Origin of the sequence: Alteromonas sp. Cnat3-28 (assembly GCF_022348265.1) — a bacterium.
Classification (GTDB): domain Bacteria; phylum Pseudomonadota; class Gammaproteobacteria; order Enterobacterales; family Alteromonadaceae; genus Alteromonas; species Alteromonas macleodii.
In genome coordinates this window covers 18,494-42,528 of the sequence record NZ_JAKREY010000003.1, presented here as the reverse complement: position 1 = coordinate 42,528, position 24,035 = coordinate 18,494, and the positions used below count along the sequence as shown (strand labels likewise).

Below are 24,035 nucleotides of genomic sequence, written 5' to 3'. Positions count from 1 at the left end.
TTAATATGAAGAAACTCTCGACTTACCTTGCCTCTATTACACTATTTAGCTGTATCGGTTTCTCTGCGTTTGGTGACGACCTCGATATTTACCTAGGCAACGCAAATAACGCCGTAACCTATAACCCGAATGTGCTGTTTATCATGGACTCATCGGGAAGTATGGGATCGTACGATAACACCAGCCAAACTCGAATGTTGCGCGTACAGAATGCACTAAAAGAAGCGCTCGGTTCGGCGACCAATATTAACGCAGGTTTGATGCGTTTTTCGGATTACGGTGGCCCAATCCTCTATCCGGTTCGCAATATAGATGAAGCGGTAAGACCTGAAATTATCATTTCAACCAACGACGACGATCACGACGCACATGAAATAGACGGTAGCGTTACCACTGACAGCAATGACCTTGTATTAAGCAGCGGTACCCAAACCGTAACCTCTGGTCTGCGTTTTACCGAGTTAAACATACCTCAAGGCGCGACAATCGTTAATGCCAGCATTAGGTTTACTTCAGAAAAATTCAATGTGGCGGGTACATCCCTTGTTATATCAGCTGAAGCATCGGCATCAAGCACGGCCTTTGCTTCGTCTTCGAACAATTTAAGTGCGCGAACGAAAACCGCGGCTAACGTTGAGTGGGCAACCGACAATAGCTTTCCCGCCTCAGGCGAGGTGATAACCACACCTGACATAAGCGCAGTCATTCAAGAAGTTGTTGATTTATCGGCATGGTGTGGTGGCAAGAACCTTAATATTTTAATAGAAGGCTCTAGCACCGATTCAGCAAGCTCTCGTGAGGTAAGAGCCAGTGACGTAGGCCAAAGTGGTGCGCCACAGTTGGTGGTAACTTATGATGACTCCACCGCAACGGGCTGTGTTCAAGGCGAAGCAGTTTATCAAGTAGCCAGTTCACGAGATAACTTGGAAGAGAACGTAAACGGCTACCCGAATACCGGCAGTGAACTGACCTTCCACCCATCTTACAATGATTACATAGGCGTTCGATTTCGCAATGTGAACATTCCTCAAGGGGCGGTAGTGACAGAAGCGTATCTTGAGTTTACTGCTTACAGTACGGTGACCTATGGTAACCCGAGCATGCGTATTAGGGGCGTAGCTGATGATGATGCGTCTGATTTTCATCCAGGCCGTCGTAACCGCTTACGAAATTTGCCTAAAACATCGGGTATTACTTGGTCCATGCCTGATTTTTACAATAATTATACCTACCGTACGCCTGACGTGAGTAACATCGTTAAGCAAATTGTTGATCGTTCAGGGTGGCGGTCAGGTAACGATATGGCCTTTGTACTTGATGATTTTGTGTCGTACCGCGGTGCGCATACGTATAACAACTCGCCATCAAAAGCACCGAAGCTCATTGTGAAGTTTAACGGCTCGGCGACACCTGGCGCTTCAGCAACGGTCCGTGAACATTTGATCAGCAAAATAGATGAGCTAAGCGCCAACGGTCTTACCCCTATAGTAGACACGTTGTTGGAAGCGGCTAACTATTATGGCGGTAGAGACGTAGATTATGGGCGAAAACGTGGGGAAAGTGACGTTAGTAGCTCTGTGCGAAGAAGTACTCGTGTGAGCCACAGAAGCTCTTACATAGGTGCAGATTCAATTTTGCCTTCGGGCTGCTCGGAAGACAATTTGTCAGACAGCGACTGTATCACTGAGCAGATCCCAACACCGGCAAGTTACATTTCACCGGTGTCTGACCTACAGTGCCAAACGAACAACCACATTGTTTTATTGTCCGACGGTGAAGCGAACAACAACCACAGTGTTTCGAAAATTCAGACGTTACTTGGTAAAAGCTGTACCGGAAGTAGCGGTGAGAAGTGCGGCCTAGATTTAGTGAGAAATATCAGTGAAGCGTCAACGTCAGTAATAGGCCCAAGGGTTATTACACACACCATCGGGTTTGCGGCGAACAATAACGCCAACAACTTCCTTAATCAGCTTGCTTTGCAAAGTGGTGGTGGTTTCTATCAGGCAGATAACAGTACGGATTTGCTCGAGGCGTTTAATACTATTTTGCGTTCTGTAAAAGATATTAATGCAACCTTTGTGTCGCCTGGTGTGGCGGTTAACCAGCTCAACCGTCTAACCCATAGAGATGAATTATACTTCGCATTATTTAAGCCGAGCGAGGGGGCGATTTGGCCAGGGAACCTTAAACGTTATCGCTTAAGTGGTGATGAAATTCTCGACAAAAACAGCCTAAATGCGGTGGATAGCGTTACGGGATTCTTTGCTGAAAATGCACACAGCTATTGGTCAACCCTTGCTGACGGTAGCGAGGTAAGTGAAGGTGGTGCAGCCAGTCGCTTGGGCGGGAACCGAAATATATACGTGTTTAATGATACGGGCAGCATTGTAAGAAGTGCCAATGAATTACACGAAAACAATACGAATATAACGAATGCTGATCTTGCCATTCAGGATGAAACTGATGCGAATGCACTAAGAGATGCCATCTTAAAGTGGACTCGAGGCGTGGACGTAAAAGACAGTAACGGCGATGGAAGTACAACTGACTATCGCTCTCAAATGGGCGATCCCATTCACTCTCAGCCTATAATTGTTAACTACGGTACTGACGACTCGGCCATTTTTGTCGCCACCAACCAAGGAATGTTGCATTCATTCGACACTTCAACAGGCGAAGAGAACTTTGCCATCATGCCTAAAACATTGCTGCAGAATCTACATCATTTTTATAAAGACACATCATCGCTAGAGCACAAATATGGCTTAGATGGTGACATGATTCTAAGAACAGTTGGAGACAACAAGTACCTTTATGTTGGTATGCGCAGGGGGGGACGTAATTATTATGTCTTTGATGTGACGCAAAAGACCTCACCCACGCTGAAATTCAAAATTGAAGGCGGGGCGGGGACGCTGGCAAAGTTGGGCCAGACGTGGTCGAGACCAACAATCACTAAAGTGAACATGGGCGGACAAGTTAAAAATGTCATGATTGTTGGCGGTGGCTACGATGACGCACAAGATGATCGTGCTATTCGAGCAAATGATGTCGTTGGCAATGCTGTGTTTATGTTCGACGCTGATACTGGCAGCCTCTTGTGGCATGCAAGTAATGAAGATGCGGATTTAAACTTAACGAATATGACATACAGCGTTCCAGGGCGAATTTCAGTTATTGATAGGGATAACGATGGGTTTGCGGACCATATGTATGTGGCCGATATGGGCGGCCAGTTATTCAGGTTAGACATCTATAATGGAAATTCAGGTACGAATTTTATAAAAGGCGCGCGCATTGCCGACTTCGGTGGCGACACAGCAGAAACCAACCGACATTTCTACTATGGGCCAGACGTAACAGAGATAGCGCTAGGCGATGAGTTGTATTATGGCATAGCCCTTGGCAGTGGATGGCGTGCATCTCCGCTAGATACCGTAGTTGAAGACAACTTTTATATGCTTAAAGACAGCGGCGTATTTAACCGTGATGTAAATGGGAATTACACATTTATGCAAACGGTTTATGAGAGTGGAATGTACAACGCCACGAGTCATGCCTTAAATAGTAGTGACGAGGGGGAGCGTGAGTTGGCTTCACAGGACTTTGCTAACAAGGCTGGGTGGTATTTGAATTTAACCACTAACGGTGAAAAGGTACTGTCTTCTCCGCTAATTATCGATTACAAGGTGTTCTTTACGACCTATGTTCCGGCGGCGAGTAGTACCAGTGCATGTGCTCCGCCCACGGGTAATAGTCGCGCTTATTTAGTCAGTATGTTTAATGGCAACGCCGTCACAGATGTAAATAATGACGGAGAAGTTAACGACGCTGACCGCTCAGCAGAATTAAAACAAACTGGCATCGCACCAGAGACCAAAATTCTTATAGAAGATATTGTGAGCCCAGTGGTTTGCTTGGGTACTGAATGTGTCTCAGCAGTGATTGACGTTGATGAAGATGGCAACGACGAGGCATGTACTAACGCATTTGAGTGTTTAGCTGAAAATATTTACGGAAGATTCGAGCGAATTCAGCGTGGTAGTTGGCACTCAGAAACAGAGAGGGAATAATTGTGAAGCATAAAAAAACAGAGAGCGGATTTTCATTAATTGAGCTTATGATAGTTGTGGCGATAGTGGGCATTATTGCCGCCATTGCATACCCTTCTTACCAAGGTGTTATTGCCGATGGATACCGCGGCACAGGGCAGGCTGACTTGTTGGGGTTCGCATCTGCAATGGAACGTCATCACAGTGGTTCTTTCAGTTATGAAGGTGCGGCAAGTGGTGGCGCAAACACCGGCGCGCCAGCCGTTTTTTCTACTTATTCTCCGTCTTCTGAGCCCCAAGCAAGTCGCCGTTATAATTTAACTATACAAGCGGCCAGCGCAACAGCTTATGAGTTGAGGGCAACGCCAGTCAGCGGTACAGGTCAAGCATCAGATGGCACGTTGTTTTACTTCAGTGATGGGAGAAAGGGTTGGGATAAAAATAACAATGGATCCCTTGAGTCCGATGAATATTGCTGGTCATGTTAATTATTAATACTGGTAGATATTCGTAAACCGATTAATGCCACAGGTCGTTTTGACGCCTTAAAAAAACGTAGCGTTGATGTGCTATTGGGCGGAAATTACCAGTAATGACGGTTCACCAAATATTGCGATGTCATCCCAACGTTGGTCAACCGGGTCGTTAACCAGGGCGAGTCGAACCGAATTCAATGAGCCATTGTGCTCAGCGTTTTCATCCAAAGTCACTTGAAAGAGAAGCCTAGAGTCAATGCGAGTGGCAAGTAGATAGGTGGTAGTGCTTGTTAAAATAAGCAGTGCCAGCATCACTTCAATTAAAATACTTCCTGTATTTTTCAATTTAGGCATCTTTGAGGATCCTTTATTTCTGGTTTTTCGTTTACCTAATATTCAGCTCAATCGTTTGTTGAGTTATTCCTATACCATGAACCCGGGATAGGGATAATTTTAGCGAGTGTAGTGTGCGATTGAAGGTTTTTTAGCACCGTGGTGGACGGTGTTAATGACCCATCAAGACTCGTGTTCAAGGGGTGGTTGGAAACGTAAGCGCCTTTTATAGATGCCTCAGGTGAAACATGCAAAGTGTGCGTATATGGCGTGGTGGAAAGCATAACTATCAAACCATGGAATTGCGTATCAGCGTGAAGTGAAAGGTCGCCATCCACTATCAGTAGCATTAAAGGCTGGTTTTCGTCTGAGTGTGCTATATCTTCGTTATCCAATTGGCAATCTCCCTCTATCCAGAAAATACTGGCAGGCGGAAGGTCCACACAATCCTGTTTGGCAACGCTTTGAGGAAAATACGTCGCACTCAGGTGCTCTATGCTTCGATTAAAAAGCCATTCGGTAAGCTGATTGTCCCATGATAATTGTTGAGTTGAAGTAGGTAGCCTTAACAGTGACGGATAGCGCAGAAATTTAGCTGTGTAAATCATATTACTTTCGTCTTGGGAAACCCGCACGTCAAAGTGTTGCAAAGGCTGCTGTTCTTCACCAACTAAATCGGTCTGCTCAATAAGTATTGTTGCATTGGATGTGTCTATCCTATTCAACGTCTGCGAGGCCGAATGACTTCGTAACAACGTGGCGATTTCTTTGACTTGCTGCATGTGTGTAACATGCGCCTTCTCGGTATCCCGCTTTGTCTTTTCAATCGTATAAAATTGTTGAACCTGCTGTGATGTACTTATAGCTGAGAAGGTAATAGCGCTTAATAATATGGCCACAATTCCCAACACGGCGATGCCTTGCTGAAAACGAAGCGGTGCAGTAGGGCGTGTAGGTACAACCCCTACATGGCTTGTTCTAAACTCAGTTTTTCTGTTGCCTCTTTGAGGGCACTGCATTTCGGTATTAGTCGTAGGCATTGACAGCCTCAACTATGAACGTTCTGGCGCTTTTGACGGTAGGATCAACTTTACTGTGCAACTCTATTTCAATTTCATAGGCACTTCCCCAGCTACTGCTGTGCCTTCGGTTAACCGTGAATTTGGTGGCAACGGTAGTTTGCGTATCGGTTAAGTCGTACCAACCGCTTTGTATACAGGAATGCCCTGCTACTCGGTACTCGATGGCATTGTCGTGCAATCGGTATCCAAAAAACTCCCCCTGAGCCTGCGATACCACGCCGTCCTTGTTCTTATCATAAGAAAAAGTAACACAGCTATTTTCAGGTTCATTTGCGCGGTGGCCAGTGGTTACTTCGAATACCGTATTTTCGATTGTGGTCGCACCGAAAGGTGATAGGGTGTTAGGAGAGTAAACAAAACCCGCTTTGCTTAGGTGTTGTGTAATTGTACTTTGTAGCGCACGTATGTCGTCTTCTACGCTGGTAGCGTGTTGAATTGATGAGTGTGCAATGTGCGACCGCGCCGCTTGAGTTGCAACGGCTGAAATCACTATACTTGCCAAGCCACAGGCCACCAGCAGTTCGGTGAGACTATATCCACAATACGGCTTGATTGCGCCACGACGCATTACATGTTTTAACATGGCGCTATTCCAGAAATAGACTGAACGCTACATAGCTTTATTCGCCCCAATGTATTAATAACTAACTTTGCCCTGAAGCGCTGGCTTGAAAGCGTTAGCGTCGTATTACTCGCAAAATTGAGGGTACCGTTTTTATTGAACGCGACAATCTTGTCCTCATTATTGGTTGTGCTCAATTCTGTATTCCACCGCGAAGGCAATGACAAGAAACTCGACTCAGTCAAGGCACAGCTTTGGCGGGTGGCGCAAGAGCACGAGTCTTCTTCGCTCACGAGTACACAGCTATTGTGTTCAATTTGCGCAATCAGGAACATGTTCTTTTTGTTTATTAGTGCTTTCATTCTCGCCTGTTTTGCGAGTGAGGCTATTCCGGTGGCAGCATGTTTAAAGGCATTTCGCTCATTCCATGCATCAAATGAAGGAATAGCAATTAACGATAGGAGACTGATTACTGCCAGTACAACTAGCATTTCTAAAAGCGTAAACCCATTCAATCTCCGTTGTGGAATGCTTAGCTTGTTGTTGGATGTGTAAGCGTGAAAAGCCATGCGTAAGTCCAGTTACCCTGCTTAGTTCATATTGGTAATCTCAATGTACCGAAATTCAATTAGAGAGATAGCTGTACCATGGAAGGGAATTATAAGGCGTACATACAACATCATCTGACTGAAGGGTTTTCGCTTGTAGAAATACTGGTTGCAACGGCTATAGCAGGCATATTGTGCGTTGCGACTACGTCGGCAATTACCGCTAGCAAACAACTAAGTCAGCTCAACAAGGTCAAAGCGTACCTTCTGTCTGCCCAAGCAATTCAGTCGCGAAGTTGGCTACTTACAGGCGAGTACGTAACGCACGATGCGTTGCCACCCTCTGGAATAGCCAGCGTACGCATCTCACAAACCATCAGCGACACGGGAATGTATGAAATTAGTGCTACACTGACATCTAGAGCATCTACGGACAGCTGTAGAGTAATAAAAATACGTGAAGACGCACTGACGCCCACAGAATGTTGGTAAGAAAATGCTCGAAACTTAACGATACGAAAAGTGAACGGTTAGCTACAGCTTAACTCATTACCTTCTAGGTCTTCTTTTTTGCCGTTGTCATCACTGTCTACGGCAACAGATATTCTTCCGTAAAGCGATAATAAAAGTGCTGATGCATAGTTTGCATCGTTGTTATTGGGACATAAGGTGATGGTTGCGGCACGGTCTATTCCGCCTTGCTCGTCGAAGATAAGGCTGCCGGTTATACCGGAGATGGTATTGGCATTACTAAGTGGATCGCTTGCTACAATTAAGACCTCACTGTTATCCCGGCCGCCGTTTCCATTTGCATCTATAAACACCATTTTTGCATTGCGCCAACTCGACGTGCAGGCTGTATAGTTTTGCGTAGGGCACAGCACTACGTTCGTTTGTTCGTCTACCGCAGAAAAGCGAGCGCGTTGAACCACTGCACTTAAATTGTTTAAGTCAGAGGTAATTCTATTTTTGATTACGATATTTTGAATGCCAGGCGCAACTGTGGTGAGAATAATGGCAAGAATAGCGACGGCAACAAGCATTTCTAGAAGGGTTAATCCTTGCTGTCTCGACATTATGGATAGTCGTGCTGTAAGCCTAGTGTTTGTCATAAACGGTATTCGATTCCACGCGTTGGTATAAAGAGAAACAGGCGAGTTTGCTTTTGCGCCGCCTTTCTCCAATGTAATATTGTAGCGCCATAATTTTACGCTACTTACTCATATTTTAGGGTAAACTAATTTGAGTTGGCAAAGGTATGTTTTACCGCGCAACCGCATATTTGGCCATACGCCTTACGTTTAATGGCTTGTCGTTCTGCTGTGCTTGAATCTCAACTTAATAATAAATTGCTGACCTTAAGTGCTGCACAACTGCAATACCAGAAGAGTAAATCCAAATAGATGCGCGGATACCACTAACATCTGCGGTCAGATTGTCGTAGAATCAAGTTCCAGGACGCCCCAAAAATACGTGGATATAATGATGCAAAAACAAGCAGTTATTGATGAAATGAAAGTGCTGCCTGAAATTGACGTAGAGTACGAAGTCGCACGTCGAGTCTCGTTCATAAAAAAGCAGTTACTTACTTCTGGTTTAAATTCGCTGGTACTGGGTATTAGTGGCGGCATTGATTCATGCACATTGGGTCGGTTAGCTCAATTAGCAGTAAATGAATTAAACGAAGAGCACCACGAAAAATACCAATTTATCGCGGTTCGTTTACCTTATGATACCCAAGCCGATGAAGACGATGCACAGAAATCTATCGACTTTATCCAGCCCTCTCATTCTCTTGCAGTGAATGTAAAACCTGGCGCAGATGCTATTCATGCGTCTACTTCACAAGCGCTTGCCAGTGCTAATCTTCTTCCCGACAATGAAGCGAAACAAGACTTTGTGAAGGGAAATGTTAAAGCACGTACCCGTATGGTTATCCAGTATGAAATTGCTGGGATGGTTGATGGCCTCGTTTTAGGTACCGACCATTCGGCTGAAAATATTACAGGGTTTTATACCAAGTATGGTGATGGTGCATGTGACCTTGCGCCGTTGTTTGGTCTCAGTAAGCGCCAAGTACGTGCAGTGGCAGCCCATTTGGGTGCACCACATAACGTCATCACTAAAGCGCCAACTGCTGACTTGGAAAGCCTGTCTCCGCAAAAAGCCGATGAGCAAGCATTGGGCATGTCTTACGACCAAATTGATGACTTTTTGGAAGGAAAGCCAGTTTCTGCGGAAGTGGAAGAGAAATTGCTCTATATTTATGAGCGTACACAGCATAAACGTGTGCCAATTCCAACAATTTACGATGAGTTGTAGTCATGAAAAAAATTGAAGCTATCATTAAACCGTTCAAAATGGACGATGTTAGGGAAGCGCTAGCTGAAGTCGGTATCGCAGGGATGACAGTGTCAGAAGTGAAAGGGTTTGGTCGTCAAAAAGGCCATACTGAACTTTATCGCGGTGCTGAGTACCAAGTTGACTTCCTACCCAAGATCAAAATTGAGCTTGTATTGGACGATGACCGCGTTGAGCAAGCGGTTGAAGCTATTCAAACGTCAGCTAAGACAGGCAAAATTGGCGACGGGAAAATCTTCGTTTACAACGTTGAGACCGCCGTACGAATTCGTACCGGTGAACAAAACGAAGACGCGATTTAATTAAATGGTGTTTATTAAAAAAAGGAGCCAATGGCTCCTTTTTTAATATATTAAGTATTTATTAAAGCTTAATAGCAACGTGACTTAGTGGTCGTGACCACAACCGCCTTCACTGTGTACATGACCGTGCTCAAGCTCTTCTTTCGTTGCTTCTCGTACGTCAACAACAGTCACGTCAAAAGTTAGCGGAATACCGGCAAGAGGGTGGTTACCGTCAACAACAACCTCTTCGTCAGTTGTTTCAATGATAATGACCGATTGCTCACCTTGTGGCGTAGTTGCGCGGAAAGACATACCCACTTCAACATCCATACCGTCAAACATTGAGCGTGGTACAGTTTGTACAAGTTCGTCAGCACGTTCACCGTATGCTTTTTCAGGGTTTACTGAAACGTTGAAGCTATCTTCCTTCGATTTACCAATAAGTGCATCTTCTAGTCCTTCAATTAAGAAGCGACGGCCTAGTAGTACTACTAGTGGCGATTTCCCTTCTGAAGAGTCTAGCGTTGTGCCGTCTTCGGTAGATACGGTGTAGTGTAGCGTTACAACGCTGTCAGAAGTAATTGTCATAACAAATCCTATCTTGGCCCTTTAATAAAGGGCAATAAATGTAATGCAGTAAAAACTGCTTATCGACGTTTTTTCACAATATTGCTAGCTTTCTGCTCAATACTGTACGGCAAAGTATTAGGGTAACAGGTAATGGCGTTATTATCAGCCAATCTGTGTAAATCTTCGCTGGTGGTATCGTTGTTGAGCACTGCAATAAACCAGGTTTCATTATCAAGCGATGCAACATTGAGTATTTTGCCCGCTATACGCCAATTTTCGCCCAACTGCTTTTCTAATGCATCGCCAGGTTTAATATTTACGTTACCTTCAAGCTTAAAGCTGTAGGCGGCGCGTTTGTTTTTACCCAGAAAGCGGGTTCGCGCAACCACCTCTTGCCCCATATAGCAGCCTTTATCAAAGTCGATACCGTTGAGCGCCTGCACATTAATCATCTGGGGCACGTATTCCGCCACTGCGTCGCCTTGCACTAAAGCGTGTACGCTTTGAATTTGTATAGCGTCAAACACGGTTTGGGGATAGCAAGAAAGGGTTTGCGCCTCTATTAACGAATTTATTTGCTTTGCGCCATTATCATCTAAAAGAACAATAATTCCTTTGCAGCTAGTATTGGCAAAATAGGCGACGCCGTGTTCGCTCTCGACCTTTTCAAGAGAGCCATTGTCAGGAGTATCGCTTTCTAGAAGGCGTTCCACTTCGTTTTCGGAGAAAAGCTGGCTTAACGCTGCCTTTACTTCGTTAGTTTTCACTGCATCAAGCGAAATAAAATAAGCGCTGTATGTTTGTGTGTCGTCGAGAATATCAACCTTAGAGAACACACCATACTTATTAAGCTGTGCTAATGAATGACTACCCGCATCTTCATTGGTAACCAACAATAATTTGTTTTGGTGGCGAGTTACGTACCCGGTAGACCACGTTTTGCCTTTATTATCACAATGGGCGAAATGCCTGGCAGTATTCTCGGTTAGCTTATTAATGTTGACCGTAATTTGCCCTTGCAGGTAACTGTCGGCCTGTTCTCCTTCCAAAGAAATTATCATGGCATTTGAAAGCTCGACCACAAATTCACTTGGAAGACTTTGTAATGATGCGATAGATGTCATATTCACCACTGTAAAATTCGCTGTATGTACTCAAGGTATGGTAAAACCATCAATATTCAAGGGCAATACATGGGAATGTGCGCAGATTAAGTTCTATTTAGTTTGCCTATCTGACCAAAAGAGCAGTGATCCCCACGCATAGGGCATGGTATTATTGTTAGCGAATAAAAAACGGTATGAAAGACATATGTTTGAACCAAAAAGATTAGCGCGATTAAAGTGGGCGTGTCGCAGAGGCATGCTAGAATTAGACGTACTTTTACTTCCTTTTGTGGAAGAAGCCTTCGATTCTTTAAGTTATGAAGATCAAGAAACATTTGAACGTTTACTTACCAGTGATGACCCTGATTTGTTTGCATGGATCATGGGACACCAAAAGTGCGAAGACCCTGAACTAGCCGCCATGGTGGCGACTATCGTCAACCGTGTCAAAGTATAGAATTTGCATTACGCACAATAGGTTTAGAAGGTTATTTGGGGAAGTATGCGTTGCTGTTTGTCTTTTCGCAGCATTGTGCAGCCTTCCTCAATACTTGTGGTCTTGGCTGAGCTTCTCAAAATTGATAGCGCTTGTTGCTGTTGCAACCACGTTAGTTATTTTCTGGCGTCTTTATGACGCGTTTAGTAACAAAATTTCTGCTACTCAATACGCTCTCTCTTTGACCAGCGATGGTATTATCCGGGTTGTTGACGACAGCACGCTCCCACTGGATTTGCAAAGCATGCCAAAAGGTAGCTTGTTAGTTGATGCTCAGGTCGACGGCACATCAATGAACATTCATCATTCTTCCCAGCTCTTTACTTGGGGGCTGTGTATCAATGTGCTGCGCCAAAAACGCAGATGGTTTGAAAAAGATCATAGCCATCTCGCTTGGATCTTAAAAGGTGAGTGCTGCGAAGCAGACTATCGCCGGTTGGCTAGAGCCATTATCTTGGCCCGAAAAGCAACGCCTTAAAGGAATTAAAAAGATGTTTCGTGAGTATACCAAAGCGTTATTTAAACGCGTTGACGCCAGGCAGCTTATGCAGTTTAAACCGCCTACGTTGCCTCAGCGCATCTATACCAAAACGCTCAATGTCGACAATGTGCACTACGCTTCTTTTTGTCAGGAAGTTGACTGGCCGGCAAATGAGCATGTCCATCCACTTTATTTGCAGATGCTTTCCTTACCATTGCAAATGCAGTGTTTGCTGGACAAACAAAGCCCATTTCCATTGCTTGGCCTCATCCACGCCGCTAACAAAGTATCGGTAATAGACCATTGCGATTTAAGCGAACCCTTTGAATGTCGCGTGCGCTTTCACGATGTGAGACCGCATAACCGAGGTTGGGAAGTGGATGTGATGTTAGAGGCGCTGCAGGCAGGGAATCTGGTTTACAGGGCGATAAGTAGTTACTTAGTGAAGGTGAAAGCCGTTCATGTAGCTCCACTTGGTGCTAAAAATGACTTACATGACGATTGTGAATTAGAGAATAGGGCGCTCATCGGCGAAATTAGTGCCTCGGCTAATACAGGTCGCCGCTATGCAAAGCTTTCTGGCGACTATAACCCTATTCACTTGTCTGCAATATCTGCCAAAGCATTTGGGTTTAAACAGCCTATAGCGCACGGCATGTGGACATTGTCACGCGCTGTGTCGGCGTTTGTAAGTCATCAAGACTTCAGACAATCTATGAGCGTAAAAGAAGTAAACTGCCGCTTTAGAAAACCCGTGTTTTTGCCCTGTGACATTCATATTCAACAACACTGTAAAACAGATAATAGTGTGCTAATAGACGTTACCGATAGTAATGACAGCCTTGTGCACTTATCGACTAGTTTAGTGTTTAATCAGGCCTGAATTAACGTTTAATCAGGTGCAGATAAGCAAAAGATAAGCGGGAGATAACCTAAGGTTATAACAATCCGCATAGATCATTGCTCACTCAGAGGCGCTGGCAAGTTTCCTAGCAAAGCGTGTGAACTTGAAAGGGAACAGACTGGTATAATACTGTGGACGGTGAAAAGAGAGCATGCTGTGATGCTCTCTTTTTGTTTGAGGTGTTTTATTGAGCGCTAAATGATGCTGTGTGAATGTATTGTCCAGTTATTAAAGAAGGCGCATTAACATTAGCGCCTTCTTTAGACTGATACAAATCTTACTTTATGCACTAGTCGGCATCGGCGAAGCTGTCTTGAGTAATTAGCGAGCCAACGTCGGCGCCTGACAGCTGTTTTCTGGGAATAAGTATTGTAGGAACGGGGTTGTCTAACTGTTCAGGGTAGTCCAAATTAAAGTGTAACCCTCTGCTTTCCTTTCGCTCCATCGCGCATCGCACAATGAGTTCTGCAACCGTAACAAGGTTTCGAAGCTCTAGCAGGTTGTTACTTACCCTGAAGTGTGAGTAATACTCAGTAATCTCTTGCTCTAATAGCTTAATGCGGCGCATGGCCCGTTCAAGGCGCTTATCAGTGCGTACAATACCTACGTAATCCCACATAAACAGCCTAAGTTCGTGCCAGTTATGTTGAATGATGACTTCTTCGTCAGAGTTAGACACTTGGCTCTCATCCCAAGGCGCAATAGACTCTTCACAGTCTGCACTGGGAAGATTTTTAATAATATCTTCCGCTGCAGCGCTGGCAAAAACCACACACTCAAGTAAAGAGTTAGATGCCATGCGGTTGGCGCCATGCAGACCTGTGTAGGCCACTTCACCGATTGCGTATACATTATTCAAGTCGGTTTTGGCATTAAAGTCGGTCATCACTCCGCCGCAGCTGTAGTGCGCAGCAGGCACGACTGGGATAGGTTCACGGGTTATATCGATACCAAGCGAGCGGCACTTTCGATATATATTAGGGAAGTACTTAACGATGAAGTCAGCAGGCTTATGACTGATATCCAAGTACATGCAGTCAGCGCCCAATCGCTTCATTTCATAATCGATTGCGCGAGCGACTACGTCGCGCGGCGCAAGATCGCCACGCTCATCAAATTTGTGCATAAAGCGGGTACCGTCGGCGTGGCATAGGTTTGCGCCTTCGCCGCGCAGCGCTTCTGTAATCAAAAAGTTACGTGCCTGCGGGTGGAATAAGCAAGTCGGATGAAATTGATTGAATTCCATATTGGCCACTCGACAACCCGCTCGCCATGCCATGGCAATGCCGTCACCGCTCGACACATCGGGGTTCGATGTATACTGGTACACCTTACTACCACCGCCAGTCGCTAGCGCAACGAAAGGGGCGCGAATTACTTCAACGTGCTCTTGTTGTCTATTCCAAACATAAGCACCCACCACGCTGTTCTTTTCTTCCTTTGAAGGAATGAGATCAATGGCGTTATAGCGCTCAAATATGTGGATGTTTGGATGGGTCGATACCGCGTCGTTTAATGTAATTTGAAGCGCTTCGCCAGTGGCATCTGCAGCGTGAAGAATTCGCCGGTGGCTGTGTCCACCCTCGCGGGTAAGGTGAAAGCGCTCCTCACCAGATTCACTTTTTTCTGTATCAAACGGTACACCGTAGCTGATAAGCCACTCAAGTGACGCCTTTGCTCGTTCTGCAGTAAATCTTACGGCTGGCTCTTCGCAAAGCCCAGCACCTGCAGCAAGCGTGTCTTTTACGTGTGCGTCTATGGAGTCTTGTTCATCGAATACTGCGGCAATACCACCTTGTGCATAGCGGGTAGAGCCTTCATTGCGGTCACTTTTACTAAGTACAATAACCTGACAATGGTCGGCAAGCTTAAGCGCTAAGCTCAATCCTGCCGCGCCACTCCCAATAATCAATACGTCACAACGGTGTTCTATTGCATTTGATGTGGAAGTTAGTGAAGACGATACAGATTTCATGTATTTTTATATCAATTCAAACGAGCAAAGGTTCGGCAAGTCTAAAGGATGAGTAGCAAAACACAATCATTCTTGCCCCCTGGCCTAAGCATTTTTTAAAATATTTAATGCTTTTACAGAACTTTTGTAAAAAGAACGCGTCTATACACATGCTTGTTAGAGCTATTGTGTAGTTGAAGTAGGGAGTAATGGCTCGAATGAGCGAGCAGATAACCGACCAACAACTGGTCGAAAAAGTACAGCGTGGCGATAAAAATGCGTTCAACTTGTTGGTAACTCGTTACCAACATAAAGTGATGCATCTCGTTTCTCGCTATGTGAAAAATACCGGTGACGTTGCTGATGTAACGCAAGAAGCGTTTATCAAAGCATACCGTGCCTTACCTAATTTTCGTGGCGACAGTGCATTTTATACTTGGCTTTATCGGATTGCGGTAAACAGTGCCAAGAACTATCTTGTATCTCAAGGTCGCAAGCCGCCTGCAAGCGATGTCGATGCTGACGAAGCAGATTTCTACGAAGGTAGTGATGCATTAAAAGAGCAATCTACACCCGAGCGAAGCCTGTTATCTGAGGAAATTGAAGAAACCCTGTTTAAGGTAGTTGAGAAGCTGCCGGACGATTTACGTATGGCGATAACGCTGCGTGAAATTGAAGGGTTGAGCTATGAAGAAATCGCGAACGTAATGTCGTGTCCTGTGGGTACGGTGAGATCCCGTATTTTTAGGGCTCGCGAGGCGATTGATAAAGTTATTCAACCGTTGTTAGAAAATTAAAAAGAAATAAAATCAAAAAAAGATGAACTTTCTTTTTTCCACGATGACTAACAGCTGTGTTAGGGTAGTTAACGATCACTTTGATCTGGAAATGAATATATGACGCAACAGCAAGAAAAATTGTCCGCATTCATGGATGGTGAGATAGAAGGCAATGACATCATCGATGCGATTAAGCAAGATGAAGCGCTTCAGGCCAAATGGCAACGTTACCATGTGTATCGCGGTGCAATGCGAAAAGAAGCAAGTGTTGCTCCACAGTTGGACATCACCGCAAGCGTAGCAGCTGCGCTTGAAAACGAGCCAGCTATAGTCGCACCTAAACGCTCGCGCTGGCAGTCGATACCATTGATTGGGAATGTTGTTCCTTTTGCGAAGCAGTCAGGCCAGTTTGCAGTAGCCGCTTCGGTGGCAGTGGCAGTTATCTTTGGTGTTCAATACACTAATCAAGAAGCGCCTACCGAGCCATTTATGACAGCACCAACGATTGCTCCTCAAGGTGGATTGTCTCCAGTGAGTTTGGAACAAACCAGAACGTTACCACGTAACGACATGAATGAAATGCTTGAGAAAAAGCGCAAAATTAATGCATTGATTGCTGATCATGAGCAGCAAATAAAGCTTAAGCAAGCGCAAGAGGACGAGGGTGAAAGCGAAACAAGTGGACCAGAGCGCCCATAAGTTATCGCAGCCAGTCAACATTAGTTGGAATGTGCTTTCGCAAGTAAATTGCGACTGACATGTATTTCATATTTTAATCATACCAGCATATACTGCTGGTATGTTTGTTTTAAGGCGGGAAAAAATGCGCTGTAGTTCTATCCTTGCACTTTTTTTCATTTCGGGCGCGGCTATTCAGCCCACTATTGCCCAAACTACTTCGCTGAGCGAAGAAACGAAAGCTCCTATTGCTCCAGTCCAAAACGTGAATGATGGCGACGTTGAATTAGACGCTAACTCAGAATCAAACACGAGAGCTGGCCGACTAGATGAAGCTGATCAAAAAGAAGCAGTGCGAGACGACGTGATTCAAGAGCAACTTGAACAAAGTCGAAGCGAGCAAAATACATCTGCTTCTCGCACACGAGAGCCTCAATCGGCCAACCAGTGGTTAGCTGAACTTCAAAACATTATAACCAATGCCAATTTCCAAGTGTCTTTTGTGCAAACTATTGCAGGAAAGGAAACCGTTCCATATTTATGGCGCCACGGGATTATGGAAGATGGCTCTGAATTAGAGCAGTTAAATCTTCAAAATGGACCAGGCCGCGAGCTTATTCGTGTGAACGATGTGGTGAGTGTATTTGAGCCAGATGTACAACCCTATAGCTTGCGTTCAAAGCATATCAACGGCCCAATACCAAGTGTATTATTGTATCATCCTGAACAGCTTGCCGAAGCCTATGAGTTCGTCGCTGTGGGAAGAGCGCGGGTGGCAGGACGTTCAGCGCAACAAATTCGAATAGTCAGCCGAGATAACACGCGATTTGGTTATCAACTGTGGCTGGATGAGTCGTCTGGTATGTTGCTCAAACTGAACATGCTTGATTTGCAAGGGGCGCTATTAGAGCAGATTCAGGTCACGGCATTTGCGATATCGCCAGAGCCTGCTGATTATTTCTCACGAATTAATTCTGCGTCGTTACCCGCGCCCATGGCGCTGAGCAATACGCCAAATCGTGCACACAAATGGGATGTCACCTATTTGCCGGCTGGCATGCGAGAAATAAAGCAAGATACAAGACGATTGGCCTTAACAGGACAGATTGTAGAATATAAACTCTTTTCAGATGGATTGGTTGACGTATCTGTGTATGTTCAGCCTGCGGAAGATGCGTTAGGTGAAACGCTGGCGCTGCGCAATGAAGTGAGTACGTTCTTAACGTTGACAGACGGCAAAGCCCAGGTGACAGTGGTGGGAGAAATACCTTTGCAAACCGCTAACGCTATTGCTACGTCTTTACGCCCCGTCAGCAGTGTAAGTGAATAACCGCGCAATTGAGTAACAATGATAAGAGAAACCGCCACCGTAGTTGCCGTTAATGGGGATACGGTCACCGTAGAAGCAGCGATTAAATCGACCTGTAACGCATGCCAAGCACAAAGTGATTGTGGTACCGGCGTTATTTCTCGTGCGCTTGCACCGAAAACGCAGCAGTTGACGCTGCGCACTCCCATGCCTGTGCGGGTTGGCCAAGAAGTGACTGTAGGCATACCGGAAGCAGGTATTTTAAGTGCATCGGCTTGGTTGTATTTACTACCGCTCATAGCGTTTATCGGGGCATATTCGGTGTCTATATCATTACTTAGTAGTAACGGATTTACTCACGAGTTATGGGCCATGCTGCCAAGTGGGTTAGTAACCTTCTTTACCTATAAGCTAATTGCTTACAAGTTGCGTCGTGTAGAACGTACGAAATATCAACCTGTCCTATTGGGTCAACAAGATCACAGTGCAGTAGAACATTGATTTTTTGAAGGGCTTTACGCTGCTCAATGGTTTAATACGGGACTGCTCCATACATGCCGTTTTATACGAGGCCAATTTATACGAGATTATAGTGTTAACTCACGCTCATCAATGTAGCCAAGTTTTGAGATAGGCCGAGGAAGTCACGTCAGGTTGCCACTTCCATTCGTTATGTTTCTTGAAAGTAATAAATTTTCCACCACGCCAATTCGCTTTTCGCGCAAGAAATGGGTAAAATCCGCACGCGCTGCGTATAACCCTTTAAGCAAGGCAAGCAGCATTTTTTGTTTAATGAATTTTTCTGCAGGTAATTTCCAGCATTATGCAACAATCGCACATTCGTAACTTCAGTATTATCGCCCACATCGACCACGGTAAGTCTACGCTGTCAGACCGTCTAATCCAGCATTGTGGAGGGCTAACAGACCGTGAAATGGCTGAACAGGTTCTCGACTCAATGGACCTGGAAAAAGAGCGCGGTATTACTATCAAAGCGCAAAGCGTAACGCTGAACTACGAAGCGCGCGACGGTGAAACTTATCAGCTTAACTTCATCGACACTCCTGGACACGTTGACTTTACCTATGAAGTATCTCGTTCTCTTGCTGCCTGTGAAGGTGCGCTTTTGGTTGTTGATGCAGGTCAGGGCGTAGAAGCACAAACATTGGCAAACTGCTATACCGCTATCGAGATGGATATGGAAGTGGTGCCTGTACTAAATAAAATCGACCTGCCTCAGGCTGAACCAGACCGCGTTGCAGAAGAAATTGAAGATATTGTTGGTATCGATGCACTGGACGCTGTGCGCTGCTCAGCAAAAACCGGTATCGGTATTGAAGATGTACTTGAAGTTATTGTAAATAAAATTCCGCCGCCAGAAGGTGACCGCGAAGCGCCACTTAAGGCGTTGATTATCGATTCTTGGTTTGACAACTATCAAGGCGTTGTTTCACTGGTACGTATTGTCGAAGGCCAGTTGACCAAGAAAGACAAAATTCAAATTATGTCAAACGGTCAAACGCATCAGGTTGACAAAATTGGTGTATTTACGCCTAAGCCACTCGATACAGGCACATTAAGAGCCGGTGAAGTAGGCTTTATCATTGCAGGGATTAAAGATATCCAAGGCGCGCCTGTGGGCGACACCATTACCTTGGCTCGCGAGCCAGCTGATGCAATGCTGCCGGGCTTTAAAAAGGTTAAACCTCAGGTTTATGCCGGTATTTTCCCAATAAGCTCAGACGATTATGAAGATTTCCGTGATGCCCTTGCGAAATTAAGCCTGAACGACGCTTCACTGTTTTATGAGCCAGAAAGCTCTGCAGCGCTAGGTTTTGGATTCCGTATTGGTTTCCTTGGCATGCTGCACATGGAAATCATTCAAGAGCGTTTAGAGCGTGAATATGACTTGGGTCTTATCACTACTGCGCCAACGGTAATATACGAAGTAGAAACGACCAAAGGCGAAACCCTTACTGTAGATAGCCCGGCTAAGCTACCTCCGGTAAATGATATCGCTGAAATTCGTGAGCCTATGGTTGAAGCCAATATTCTTGTGCCACAAGAGTATCTAGGCAACGTAATTACACTTTGCGTTGAAAAGCGCGGTATGCAAACCAACATGACGTACCACGGTAAGCAAGTGGCGGTAACCTACGAACTGCCAATGGCAGAAGTGGTGCTCGATTTCTTCGACCGTTTGAAATCTACGAGCCGTGGTTTTGCATCGCTTGATTACAACTTTAAGCGTTTCCAGGCATCAGACATGGTGCGTGTTGATATTCTTATTAACGGTGAACGTGTAGATGCGTTAGCAGTAATTACGCATAGAGAAAACTCTCAAGGCCGTGGTCGTGAGCTGGTCGAAAAGCTTCGCGAGCTTATTCCACGACAAATGTTCGATATCGCTATTCAGGCGGCTATCGGTAACCATATTGTTGCAAGAAGTACAGTTAAACAGCTACGTAAAAACGTAATCGCGAAGTGTTACGGCGGTGACGTAAGTCGTAAGAAGAAACTACTTCAAAAGCAGAAAGAAGGTAAAAAGCGAATGAAGCAAGTGGGTAATGTTGAATTGCCACAAGATGCGTTCCTTGCAGTATTGAAGGTGGGCAAATAATGGCGAATTACTTCTCCTTGATTTTGGTGGCACTCACCTTAATAACAGGATTAATCTGGCTAGTGGATAGCCTAGTGTTTGCACCAAAACGAAAAGCACGCTTACAGGCTGCGGCAACCGCAGAAGGGGCGGGCTACGGAGAAGATCCTCAACTGCCGTACCTTGTTGATACTTCGCAACAGATTTTTCCTGTTATTGCTTTCGTGTTGGTATTGCGTTCGTTTTTATATGAACCATTTCAAATTCCTTCTGGCTCAATGATGCCCACTCTGTTAGTGGGTGACTTCATTTTAGTTGAAAAGTTTGCCTATGGCGTTAAAGACCCGGTTTTCAGAAGTAAGCTGATTGAAACTGGCGTTCCAGAGCGTGGTGATGTGGTGGTTTTCAAGTACCCTGAAGAGCCTTCAATAGACTACATTAAGCGCGTGATCGGTTTACCGGGCGATACTGTGGTTTATCAAAATAAACAGGTTTATATCAAACCGAAGTGTGAGACTGGCAACAACTGTCCTAAATTGAAAGCCGTACCGCTGACGTTCCAAGAGCGTGGTGAGTTTGTACAGGACATGGCGCAGCTTATGCGTTACACCGAAGATTTAGGCACAGTAGAGCACGACATTTTGCGCCACCCAGTACGCGAGATTTCGCCGGTTAACTTTTATACCCAGCCTGGAACGCGCAGCAATGAGTGGATTGTGCCAGAAGGTCAGTATTTCGTGCTAGGCGATAACCGTGACAACAGCCGCGACAGCCGTTTTTGGGGTTTTGTGCCAGATGCAAACTTGGTTGGAAAAGCGGTGGCGATTTGGATTTCATTTGAATTTGAGCGCAGTCCGTCAGACTTCCTTCCAACTTGGGTACCAACAGGTGTTCGATTTGAGCGAGCAGGTGGCATTCATTAATGCAGGGAATTGATAAATATCGTCGTCTGTACAAGGCGATAGGCTACACATTTACCAATGAAGCTCTATTGGAACAAGCACTTACTCATCGCAGTGCGGCTAAACAGCACAATGAGCGACTAGAATTTCTGGGTGACGCTATTTTAGGCATGATTGTTGGGGAAACGCTGTTTAAGCGATTCCCAACTGTGCCAGAAGGCAAACTCACACGAATGCGCTCTACTTTGGTTAAAGGAGACACACTGGCAGAACTTGCAAAGGAAGCCAGTGTGGGTGAACTACTTAACTTAGGGCCCGGTGAGCTCAAAAGCGGTGGTCATCGTAGAAGTTCGATTTTAGCCGATGCAGTTGAAGCTATTTTAGGGGCTATTTATCTCGATTCCGGTATGGACGAGGTACGAGGCGTTATAGACCGTTTATGGGAAACCCGCATTAACAAACTAGACCCTAATGCCCACCCTAAAGACAGCAAAACTCGTCTTCAGGAGTTTTTACAAGGCCGTAAACAAGCGCTACCAACCTATGAAGTGCTGTCTATTTCAGGGAAAGATCATGCTCAGACTTTTGAAGTTAGCTGTCAGGTAGAAAGTCTACCAGAAGCGGTAGTGGCGTCTGGCAATAGCCGCCGAAAAGCAGAACAAGAAGCTGCTCGTTTAACATTGGAGAAGCTTGATGACAACGCATGATGAGTCGAATTTGCCAGAAATGCCTGATATTCAAACTCGCTGTGGCCTAGTTGCCATAGTAGGTCGCCCTAATGTGGGTAAATCGACCTTGCTCAATCGCTTGCTAGGTCAAAAAGTAAGCATTACATCGCGTAAGCCGCAAACCACGCGCCACCGCATTCTTGGTATAGACACCGATGGTGACTATCAAGCGATTTACGTTGATACCCCAGGGCTTCACCAAGACGAAAAGCGCGCGATTAATCGCTACATGAACCGCGCGGCATCAAGCTCTTTGGCTGAAGTTGGCCTTGTGCTTTTTGTTGTCGAAGGCGATCGATTCAACGCCGAAGATGAAATGGTATTAAGTAAGGTTAAACAAGCAAACCTTCCTTGCTATCTCATCGTAAACAAAATGGATAAGGTTGAAGATAAAGAAAACTTTATGGTTCACCTTAAAAAGCTTGGCGAAAAACACCCGTTTGCGCACATGATCCCTATCAGTGCTAAACAGGGTCGAATGGTTGACGAAATTAGAGAGTTAGTGGCCAAGTCGCTACCTAAAAGTGAGTTTTTCTTCCCGGAAGATTACATTACTGACCGCTCAAGCCGCTTTATGGCCGCTGAAATCATTCGCGAAAAGCTTATGCGCTTTACCGGCGATGAACTGCCTTACTCTACTACTGTGGAAATTGAGCAATTCAAAATGGCAGACAATGGTGTTTATCGTATCAGCGGTCTGATTTTGGTAGAGCGTGAAACCCAAAAACGCATGATCATCGGCAAAGGCGGAAAGCATTTGAAAACCATTGGTGAGCAAGCGCGTAAAGATATGGAAAACTTGTTCGACAACAAAGTATTTCTAGAACTTTGGGTGAAAGTGAAACAAGGCTGGGCAGACGATGAACGTGCTCTGCGCTCTCTAGGTTACGGTGACGACAGTAACTTCTAGTTCACGCTAATATTATCTTTATAACGCTAGTTAGCTGTAACTGGCGTTATATTAGCAAAGAGAGTGAGTCAGCATTTTCGCCAAGTGGTGTAGCTGATGGCTTGTGGGCAACTACCTCAGTTAGATGCGCTTATGTGAGCTTTTGCACGGTGGTTTACATACTCGGTTTCAACATCTTTAGCAGGCACAACAACTTCTTTTTAGGAGCGGTATATGGCAATTTCAGATATGCGCAGGCAGTACTCAAAGGGCAGTTTGAGTGAGTCAGATATTACTTCAAGTCCATTTATCATGTTCGATAAATGGTTAAAGGACGCCATAGACGCCGGAATTCCTGATCCCACTGCAATGACGGTTGCCACCGTCGATGCCAGCGGCCAACCCTCTCAGCGTATCGTTTTGTTAAAAGATGTCAGTGAAAAGGGCTTTGTGTTTTTCACTAACTTAGGCAGCCGTAAGGCACAAGAGTTAGCGGTAAACCCTAAAGTGTCGTGCCACTTTCCCTGGTTTTTTATGGAGCGTCAGGTTCGCGTATGTGGCAGCGTTGAAAAGCTTTCTGTTTCTGAGAATGCTGCTTATTTCTTTTCGCGACCGAAAGACAGTCAGCTAGCAGCGTACGCGTCAAAACAAAGCAAACCTATTGGTAGCAGGGAGCTACTACTGACCCAGTTTAAGCAATTAAAAGATAAGTTTGCTAACAAAGAGCTTCCCGTGCCGGACTTTTGGGGCGGTTTCAGGATCGTGCCTCATCAAATTGAGTTTTGGCAAGGTGGAGAAGATAGGCTACATGACCGCTTTGAATACAACAAAACTGAAGATGGCGCGTGGGTAACACAGCGCCTAATGCCGTAGGGAATACGTTCACCTTTCGTTCCAGCTAAAGTACTTCTCTAGAATGTGAGCCCGCTTAACTATTGA

25 protein-coding genes are annotated in these 24,035 nt (G+C 45.2%); 17 read left to right on the top strand and 8 right to left on the bottom strand.

The features are described 5' to 3' along the window. Window positions 1–5 precede the first annotated feature (5 nt). Together MHM87_RS04175 and MHM87_RS04170 are read left to right on the top strand one after the other, a co-directional pair. Complete coding sequence (locus tag MHM87_RS04175; protein WP_239257840.1) at window positions 6–4,076, top strand: PilC/PilY family type IV pilus protein; 4,071 nt, start codon at window positions 6–8, stop codon at window positions 4,074–4,076. A gap of 2 nt (window positions 4,077–4,078) precedes the next feature. After that, window positions 4,079–4,543 carry a type IV pilin protein gene (locus MHM87_RS04170; protein ID WP_343213311.1) on the top strand — a complete coding sequence of 155 codons (465 nt, stop codon included), beginning with the start codon at window positions 4,079–4,081 and terminating at the stop codon, window positions 4,541–4,543. Between the two features lie 81 nt (window positions 4,544–4,624). Here the strand turns inward: MHM87_RS04170 and MHM87_RS04165 are convergent, their stop codons facing one another. Genes MHM87_RS04165 through MHM87_RS04150 form a run of 4 tightly spaced genes read right to left on the bottom strand, consistent with a single transcriptional unit; the run spans window position 4,625 to window position 7,077 of the window. Beyond that, window positions 4,625–4,885, bottom strand: a complete 261-nt coding sequence (locus MHM87_RS04165; RefSeq protein ID WP_239257839.1) for a hypothetical protein — start codon at window positions 4,883–4,885, stop codon at window positions 4,625–4,627. A 47-nt stretch (window positions 4,886–4,932) separates the two neighbouring features. Then, window positions 4,933–5,904: a hypothetical protein gene (locus MHM87_RS04160; RefSeq protein WP_239257838.1), complete on the bottom strand. Its 972-nt coding sequence runs from the start codon at window positions 5,902–5,904 to the stop codon at window positions 4,933–4,935. Next, a complete protein-coding gene (locus tag MHM87_RS04155; protein WP_101565236.1) occupies window positions 5,891–6,529 on the bottom strand; it encodes a potassium:proton antiporter in 639 nt (212 codons plus the stop codon). The genes MHM87_RS04160 and MHM87_RS04155 overlap by 14 nt, the downstream gene beginning before the upstream one ends. Next, the gene (locus MHM87_RS04150) at window positions 6,523–7,077 is read right to left on the bottom strand and encodes a prepilin-type N-terminal cleavage/methylation domain-containing protein (protein WP_061486153.1); all 555 of its coding nucleotides are present in this window, start codon (window positions 7,075–7,077) and stop codon (window positions 6,523–6,525) included. Before MHM87_RS04150 ends, MHM87_RS04155 begins: the two co-directional genes overlap by 7 nt. A gap of 78 nt (window positions 7,078–7,155) precedes the next feature. On the opposite strand from MHM87_RS04150, the gene MHM87_RS04145 reads away from it, so the two are divergent. Beyond that, window positions 7,156–7,548, top strand: a complete 393-nt coding sequence (locus MHM87_RS04145) for a prepilin-type N-terminal cleavage/methylation domain-containing protein (RefSeq protein WP_014977002.1) — start codon at window positions 7,156–7,158, stop codon at window positions 7,546–7,548. A gap of 38 nt (window positions 7,549–7,586) precedes the next feature. On the opposite strand, the gene MHM87_RS04140 is transcribed toward MHM87_RS04145, so the two are convergent. Continuing rightward, the gene (locus tag MHM87_RS04140; protein ID WP_239257837.1) at window positions 7,587–8,132 is read right to left on the bottom strand and encodes a GspH/FimT family pseudopilin; all 546 of its coding nucleotides are present in this window, start codon (window positions 8,130–8,132) and stop codon (window positions 7,587–7,589) included. Between the two features lie 409 nt (window positions 8,133–8,541). On the opposite strand from MHM87_RS04140, the gene nadE reads away from it, so the two are divergent. Together nadE and MHM87_RS04130 are read left to right on the top strand one after the other, a co-directional pair. After that, window positions 8,542–9,378: an ammonia-dependent NAD(+) synthetase gene (gene nadE, locus MHM87_RS04135; RefSeq protein ID WP_014979790.1), complete on the top strand. Its 837-nt coding sequence runs from the start codon at window positions 8,542–8,544 to the stop codon at window positions 9,376–9,378. 2 nt (window positions 9,379–9,380) lie between these two features. Then, complete coding sequence (locus tag MHM87_RS04130; RefSeq protein ID WP_014950115.1) at window positions 9,381–9,719, top strand: P-II family nitrogen regulator; 339 nt, start codon at window positions 9,381–9,383, stop codon at window positions 9,717–9,719. A gap of 84 nt (window positions 9,720–9,803) precedes the next feature. Here MHM87_RS04130 and MHM87_RS04125 read toward each other — a convergent pair whose 3' ends face one another. Both MHM87_RS04125 and MHM87_RS04120 read right to left on the bottom strand, forming a co-directional pair. After that, the gene (locus MHM87_RS04125; protein ID WP_014950114.1) at window positions 9,804–10,289 is read right to left on the bottom strand and encodes a peptidylprolyl isomerase; all 486 of its coding nucleotides are present in this window, start codon (window positions 10,287–10,289) and stop codon (window positions 9,804–9,806) included. A gap of 59 nt (window positions 10,290–10,348) precedes the next feature. Further along, window positions 10,349–11,395: a glycine cleavage system protein T gene (locus MHM87_RS04120; protein WP_239257836.1), complete on the bottom strand. Its 1,047-nt coding sequence runs from the start codon at window positions 11,393–11,395 to the stop codon at window positions 10,349–10,351. Window positions 11,396–11,582: 187 nt separating this feature from the next. Here MHM87_RS04120 and MHM87_RS04115 point away from each other — a divergent pair, with 187 nt between their 5' ends. The 3 genes from MHM87_RS04115 to MHM87_RS04105 all read left to right on the top strand — a co-directional run bounded on the left by MHM87_RS04115 (window position 11,583) and on the right by MHM87_RS04105 (window position 13,237). Next, window positions 11,583–11,834, top strand: coding sequence for a succinate dehydrogenase assembly factor 2 (locus MHM87_RS04115; protein WP_014950112.1), 252 nt, complete (start codon window positions 11,583–11,585; stop codon window positions 11,832–11,834). Between the two features lie 121 nt (window positions 11,835–11,955). Beyond that, a complete protein-coding gene (locus tag MHM87_RS04110) occupies window positions 11,956–12,351 on the top strand; it encodes a hypothetical protein (protein WP_014950111.1) in 396 nt (131 codons plus the stop codon). A gap of 13 nt (window positions 12,352–12,364) precedes the next feature. Further along, the gene (locus MHM87_RS04105; RefSeq protein WP_239257835.1) at window positions 12,365–13,237 is read left to right on the top strand and encodes a MaoC/PaaZ C-terminal domain-containing protein; all 873 of its coding nucleotides are present in this window, start codon (window positions 12,365–12,367) and stop codon (window positions 13,235–13,237) included. 310 nt (window positions 13,238–13,547) lie between these two features. Here MHM87_RS04105 and nadB read toward each other — a convergent pair whose 3' ends face one another. After that, a complete protein-coding gene (nadB, locus tag MHM87_RS04100) occupies window positions 13,548–15,233 on the bottom strand; it encodes an L-aspartate oxidase (RefSeq protein WP_239257834.1) in 1,686 nt (561 codons plus the stop codon). A 197-nt stretch (window positions 15,234–15,430) separates the two neighbouring features. Here nadB and rpoE point away from each other — a divergent pair, with 197 nt between their 5' ends. The 9 genes from rpoE (at window position 15,431) to pdxH (ending at window position 23,969) form a co-directional block, all read left to right on the top strand. After that, on the top strand, window positions 15,431–16,009 hold the full coding sequence (gene rpoE, locus MHM87_RS04095; RefSeq protein ID WP_012518957.1) for an RNA polymerase sigma factor RpoE: 579 nt from the start codon (window positions 15,431–15,433) through the stop codon (window positions 16,007–16,009). A 99-nt stretch (window positions 16,010–16,108) separates the two neighbouring features. After that, complete coding sequence (locus tag MHM87_RS04090; protein ID WP_014976995.1) at window positions 16,109–16,690, top strand: RseA family anti-sigma factor; 582 nt, start codon at window positions 16,109–16,111, stop codon at window positions 16,688–16,690. Between the two features lie 124 nt (window positions 16,691–16,814). Then, on the top strand, window positions 16,815–17,999 hold the full coding sequence (locus MHM87_RS04085; RefSeq protein ID WP_239257833.1) for a MucB/RseB C-terminal domain-containing protein: 1,185 nt from the start codon (window positions 16,815–16,817) through the stop codon (window positions 17,997–17,999). Window positions 18,000–18,017: 18 nt separating this feature from the next. Beyond that, window positions 18,018–18,479 carry a SoxR reducing system RseC family protein gene (locus MHM87_RS04080; protein ID WP_131137719.1) on the top strand — a complete coding sequence of 154 codons (462 nt, stop codon included), beginning with the start codon at window positions 18,018–18,020 and terminating at the stop codon, window positions 18,477–18,479. A 322-nt stretch (window positions 18,480–18,801) separates the two neighbouring features. Next, window positions 18,802–20,598 (top strand): translation elongation factor 4, encoded by a 1,797-nt coding sequence (gene lepA / locus MHM87_RS04075; RefSeq protein WP_101565230.1) that lies wholly within the window; start codon window positions 18,802–18,804, stop codon window positions 20,596–20,598. Further along, window positions 20,598–21,500 carry a signal peptidase I gene (gene lepB, locus MHM87_RS04070; protein ID WP_014950104.1) on the top strand — a complete coding sequence of 301 codons (903 nt, stop codon included), beginning with the start codon at window positions 20,598–20,600 and terminating at the stop codon, window positions 21,498–21,500. Before lepA ends, lepB begins: the two co-directional genes overlap by 1 nt. After that, window positions 21,500–22,186: a ribonuclease III gene (rnc, locus tag MHM87_RS04065; protein ID WP_014950103.1), complete on the top strand. Its 687-nt coding sequence runs from the start codon at window positions 21,500–21,502 to the stop codon at window positions 22,184–22,186. Before lepB ends, rnc begins: the two co-directional genes overlap by 1 nt. A 19-nt stretch (window positions 22,187–22,205) precedes the next feature. Continuing rightward, window positions 22,206–23,117 carry a GTPase Era gene (gene era, locus MHM87_RS04060; protein WP_239257986.1) on the top strand — a complete coding sequence of 304 codons (912 nt, stop codon included), beginning with the start codon at window positions 22,206–22,208 and terminating at the stop codon, window positions 23,115–23,117. Window positions 23,118–23,330: 213 nt separating this feature from the next. Then, complete coding sequence (pdxH, locus tag MHM87_RS04055; RefSeq protein ID WP_014979782.1) at window positions 23,331–23,969, top strand: pyridoxamine 5'-phosphate oxidase; 639 nt, start codon at window positions 23,331–23,333, stop codon at window positions 23,967–23,969. Window positions 23,970–24,035: the final 66 nt, after the last annotated feature.

What these genes read in the sequence shown, in the direction of transcription:
- MHM87_RS04175 (WP_239257840.1), top strand. Translation starts at nt 6, where the DNA reads ATGAAGAAACTCTCGACTTACCTTGCCTCTATTACACTATTTAGCTGT.
- MHM87_RS04165 (WP_239257839.1), bottom strand. Translation starts at nt 4,885, where the DNA reads ATGCCTAAATTGAAAAATACAGGAAGTATTTTAATTGAAGTGATGCTG.
- MHM87_RS04160 (WP_239257838.1), bottom strand. Translation starts at nt 5,904, where the DNA reads ATGCCTACGACTAATACCGAAATGCAGTGCCCTCAAAGAGGCAACAGA.
- MHM87_RS04155 (WP_101565236.1), bottom strand. Translation starts at nt 6,529, where the DNA reads ATGTTAAAACATGTAATGCGTCGTGGCGCAATCAAGCCGTATTGTGGA.
- MHM87_RS04150 (WP_061486153.1), bottom strand. Translation starts at nt 7,077, where the DNA reads ATGGCTTTTCACGCTTACACATCCAACAACAAGCTAAGCATTCCACAA.
- MHM87_RS04145 (WP_014977002.1), top strand. Translation starts at nt 7,156, where the DNA reads ATGGAAGGGAATTATAAGGCGTACATACAACATCATCTGACTGAAGGG.
- MHM87_RS04140 (WP_239257837.1), bottom strand. Translation starts at nt 8,132, where the DNA reads ATGTCGAGACAGCAAGGATTAACCCTTCTAGAAATGCTTGTTGCCGTC.
- nadE (WP_014979790.1), top strand. Translation starts at nt 8,542, where the DNA reads ATGCAAAAACAAGCAGTTATTGATGAAATGAAAGTGCTGCCTGAAATT.
- MHM87_RS04130 (WP_014950115.1), top strand. Translation starts at nt 9,381, where the DNA reads ATGAAAAAAATTGAAGCTATCATTAAACCGTTCAAAATGGACGATGTT.
- MHM87_RS04125 (WP_014950114.1), bottom strand. Translation starts at nt 10,289, where the DNA reads ATGACAATTACTTCTGACAGCGTTGTAACGCTACACTACACCGTATCT.
- MHM87_RS04120 (WP_239257836.1), bottom strand. Translation starts at nt 11,395, where the DNA reads ATGACATCTATCGCATCATTACAAAGTCTTCCAAGTGAATTTGTGGTC.
- MHM87_RS04115 (WP_014950112.1), top strand. Translation starts at nt 11,583, where the DNA reads ATGTTTGAACCAAAAAGATTAGCGCGATTAAAGTGGGCGTGTCGCAGA.
- MHM87_RS04105 (WP_239257835.1), top strand. Translation starts at nt 12,365, where the DNA reads ATGTTTCGTGAGTATACCAAAGCGTTATTTAAACGCGTTGACGCCAGG.
- nadB (WP_239257834.1), bottom strand. Translation starts at nt 15,233, where the DNA reads ATGAAATCTGTATCGTCTTCACTAACTTCCACATCAAATGCAATAGAA.
- rpoE (WP_012518957.1), top strand. Translation starts at nt 15,431, where the DNA reads ATGAGCGAGCAGATAACCGACCAACAACTGGTCGAAAAAGTACAGCGT.
- MHM87_RS04090 (WP_014976995.1), top strand. Translation starts at nt 16,109, where the DNA reads ATGACGCAACAGCAAGAAAAATTGTCCGCATTCATGGATGGTGAGATA.
- MHM87_RS04085 (WP_239257833.1), top strand. Translation starts at nt 16,815, where the DNA reads ATGCGCTGTAGTTCTATCCTTGCACTTTTTTTCATTTCGGGCGCGGCT.
- MHM87_RS04080 (WP_131137719.1), top strand. Translation starts at nt 18,018, where the DNA reads ATGATAAGAGAAACCGCCACCGTAGTTGCCGTTAATGGGGATACGGTC.
- lepA (WP_101565230.1), top strand. Translation starts at nt 18,802, where the DNA reads ATGCAACAATCGCACATTCGTAACTTCAGTATTATCGCCCACATCGAC.
- lepB (WP_014950104.1), top strand. Translation starts at nt 20,598, where the DNA reads ATGGCGAATTACTTCTCCTTGATTTTGGTGGCACTCACCTTAATAACA.
- rnc (WP_014950103.1), top strand. Translation starts at nt 21,500, where the DNA reads ATGCAGGGAATTGATAAATATCGTCGTCTGTACAAGGCGATAGGCTAC.
- era (WP_239257986.1), top strand. Translation starts at nt 22,206, where the DNA reads ATGCCTGATATTCAAACTCGCTGTGGCCTAGTTGCCATAGTAGGTCGC.
- pdxH (WP_014979782.1), top strand. Translation starts at nt 23,331, where the DNA reads ATGGCAATTTCAGATATGCGCAGGCAGTACTCAAAGGGCAGTTTGAGT.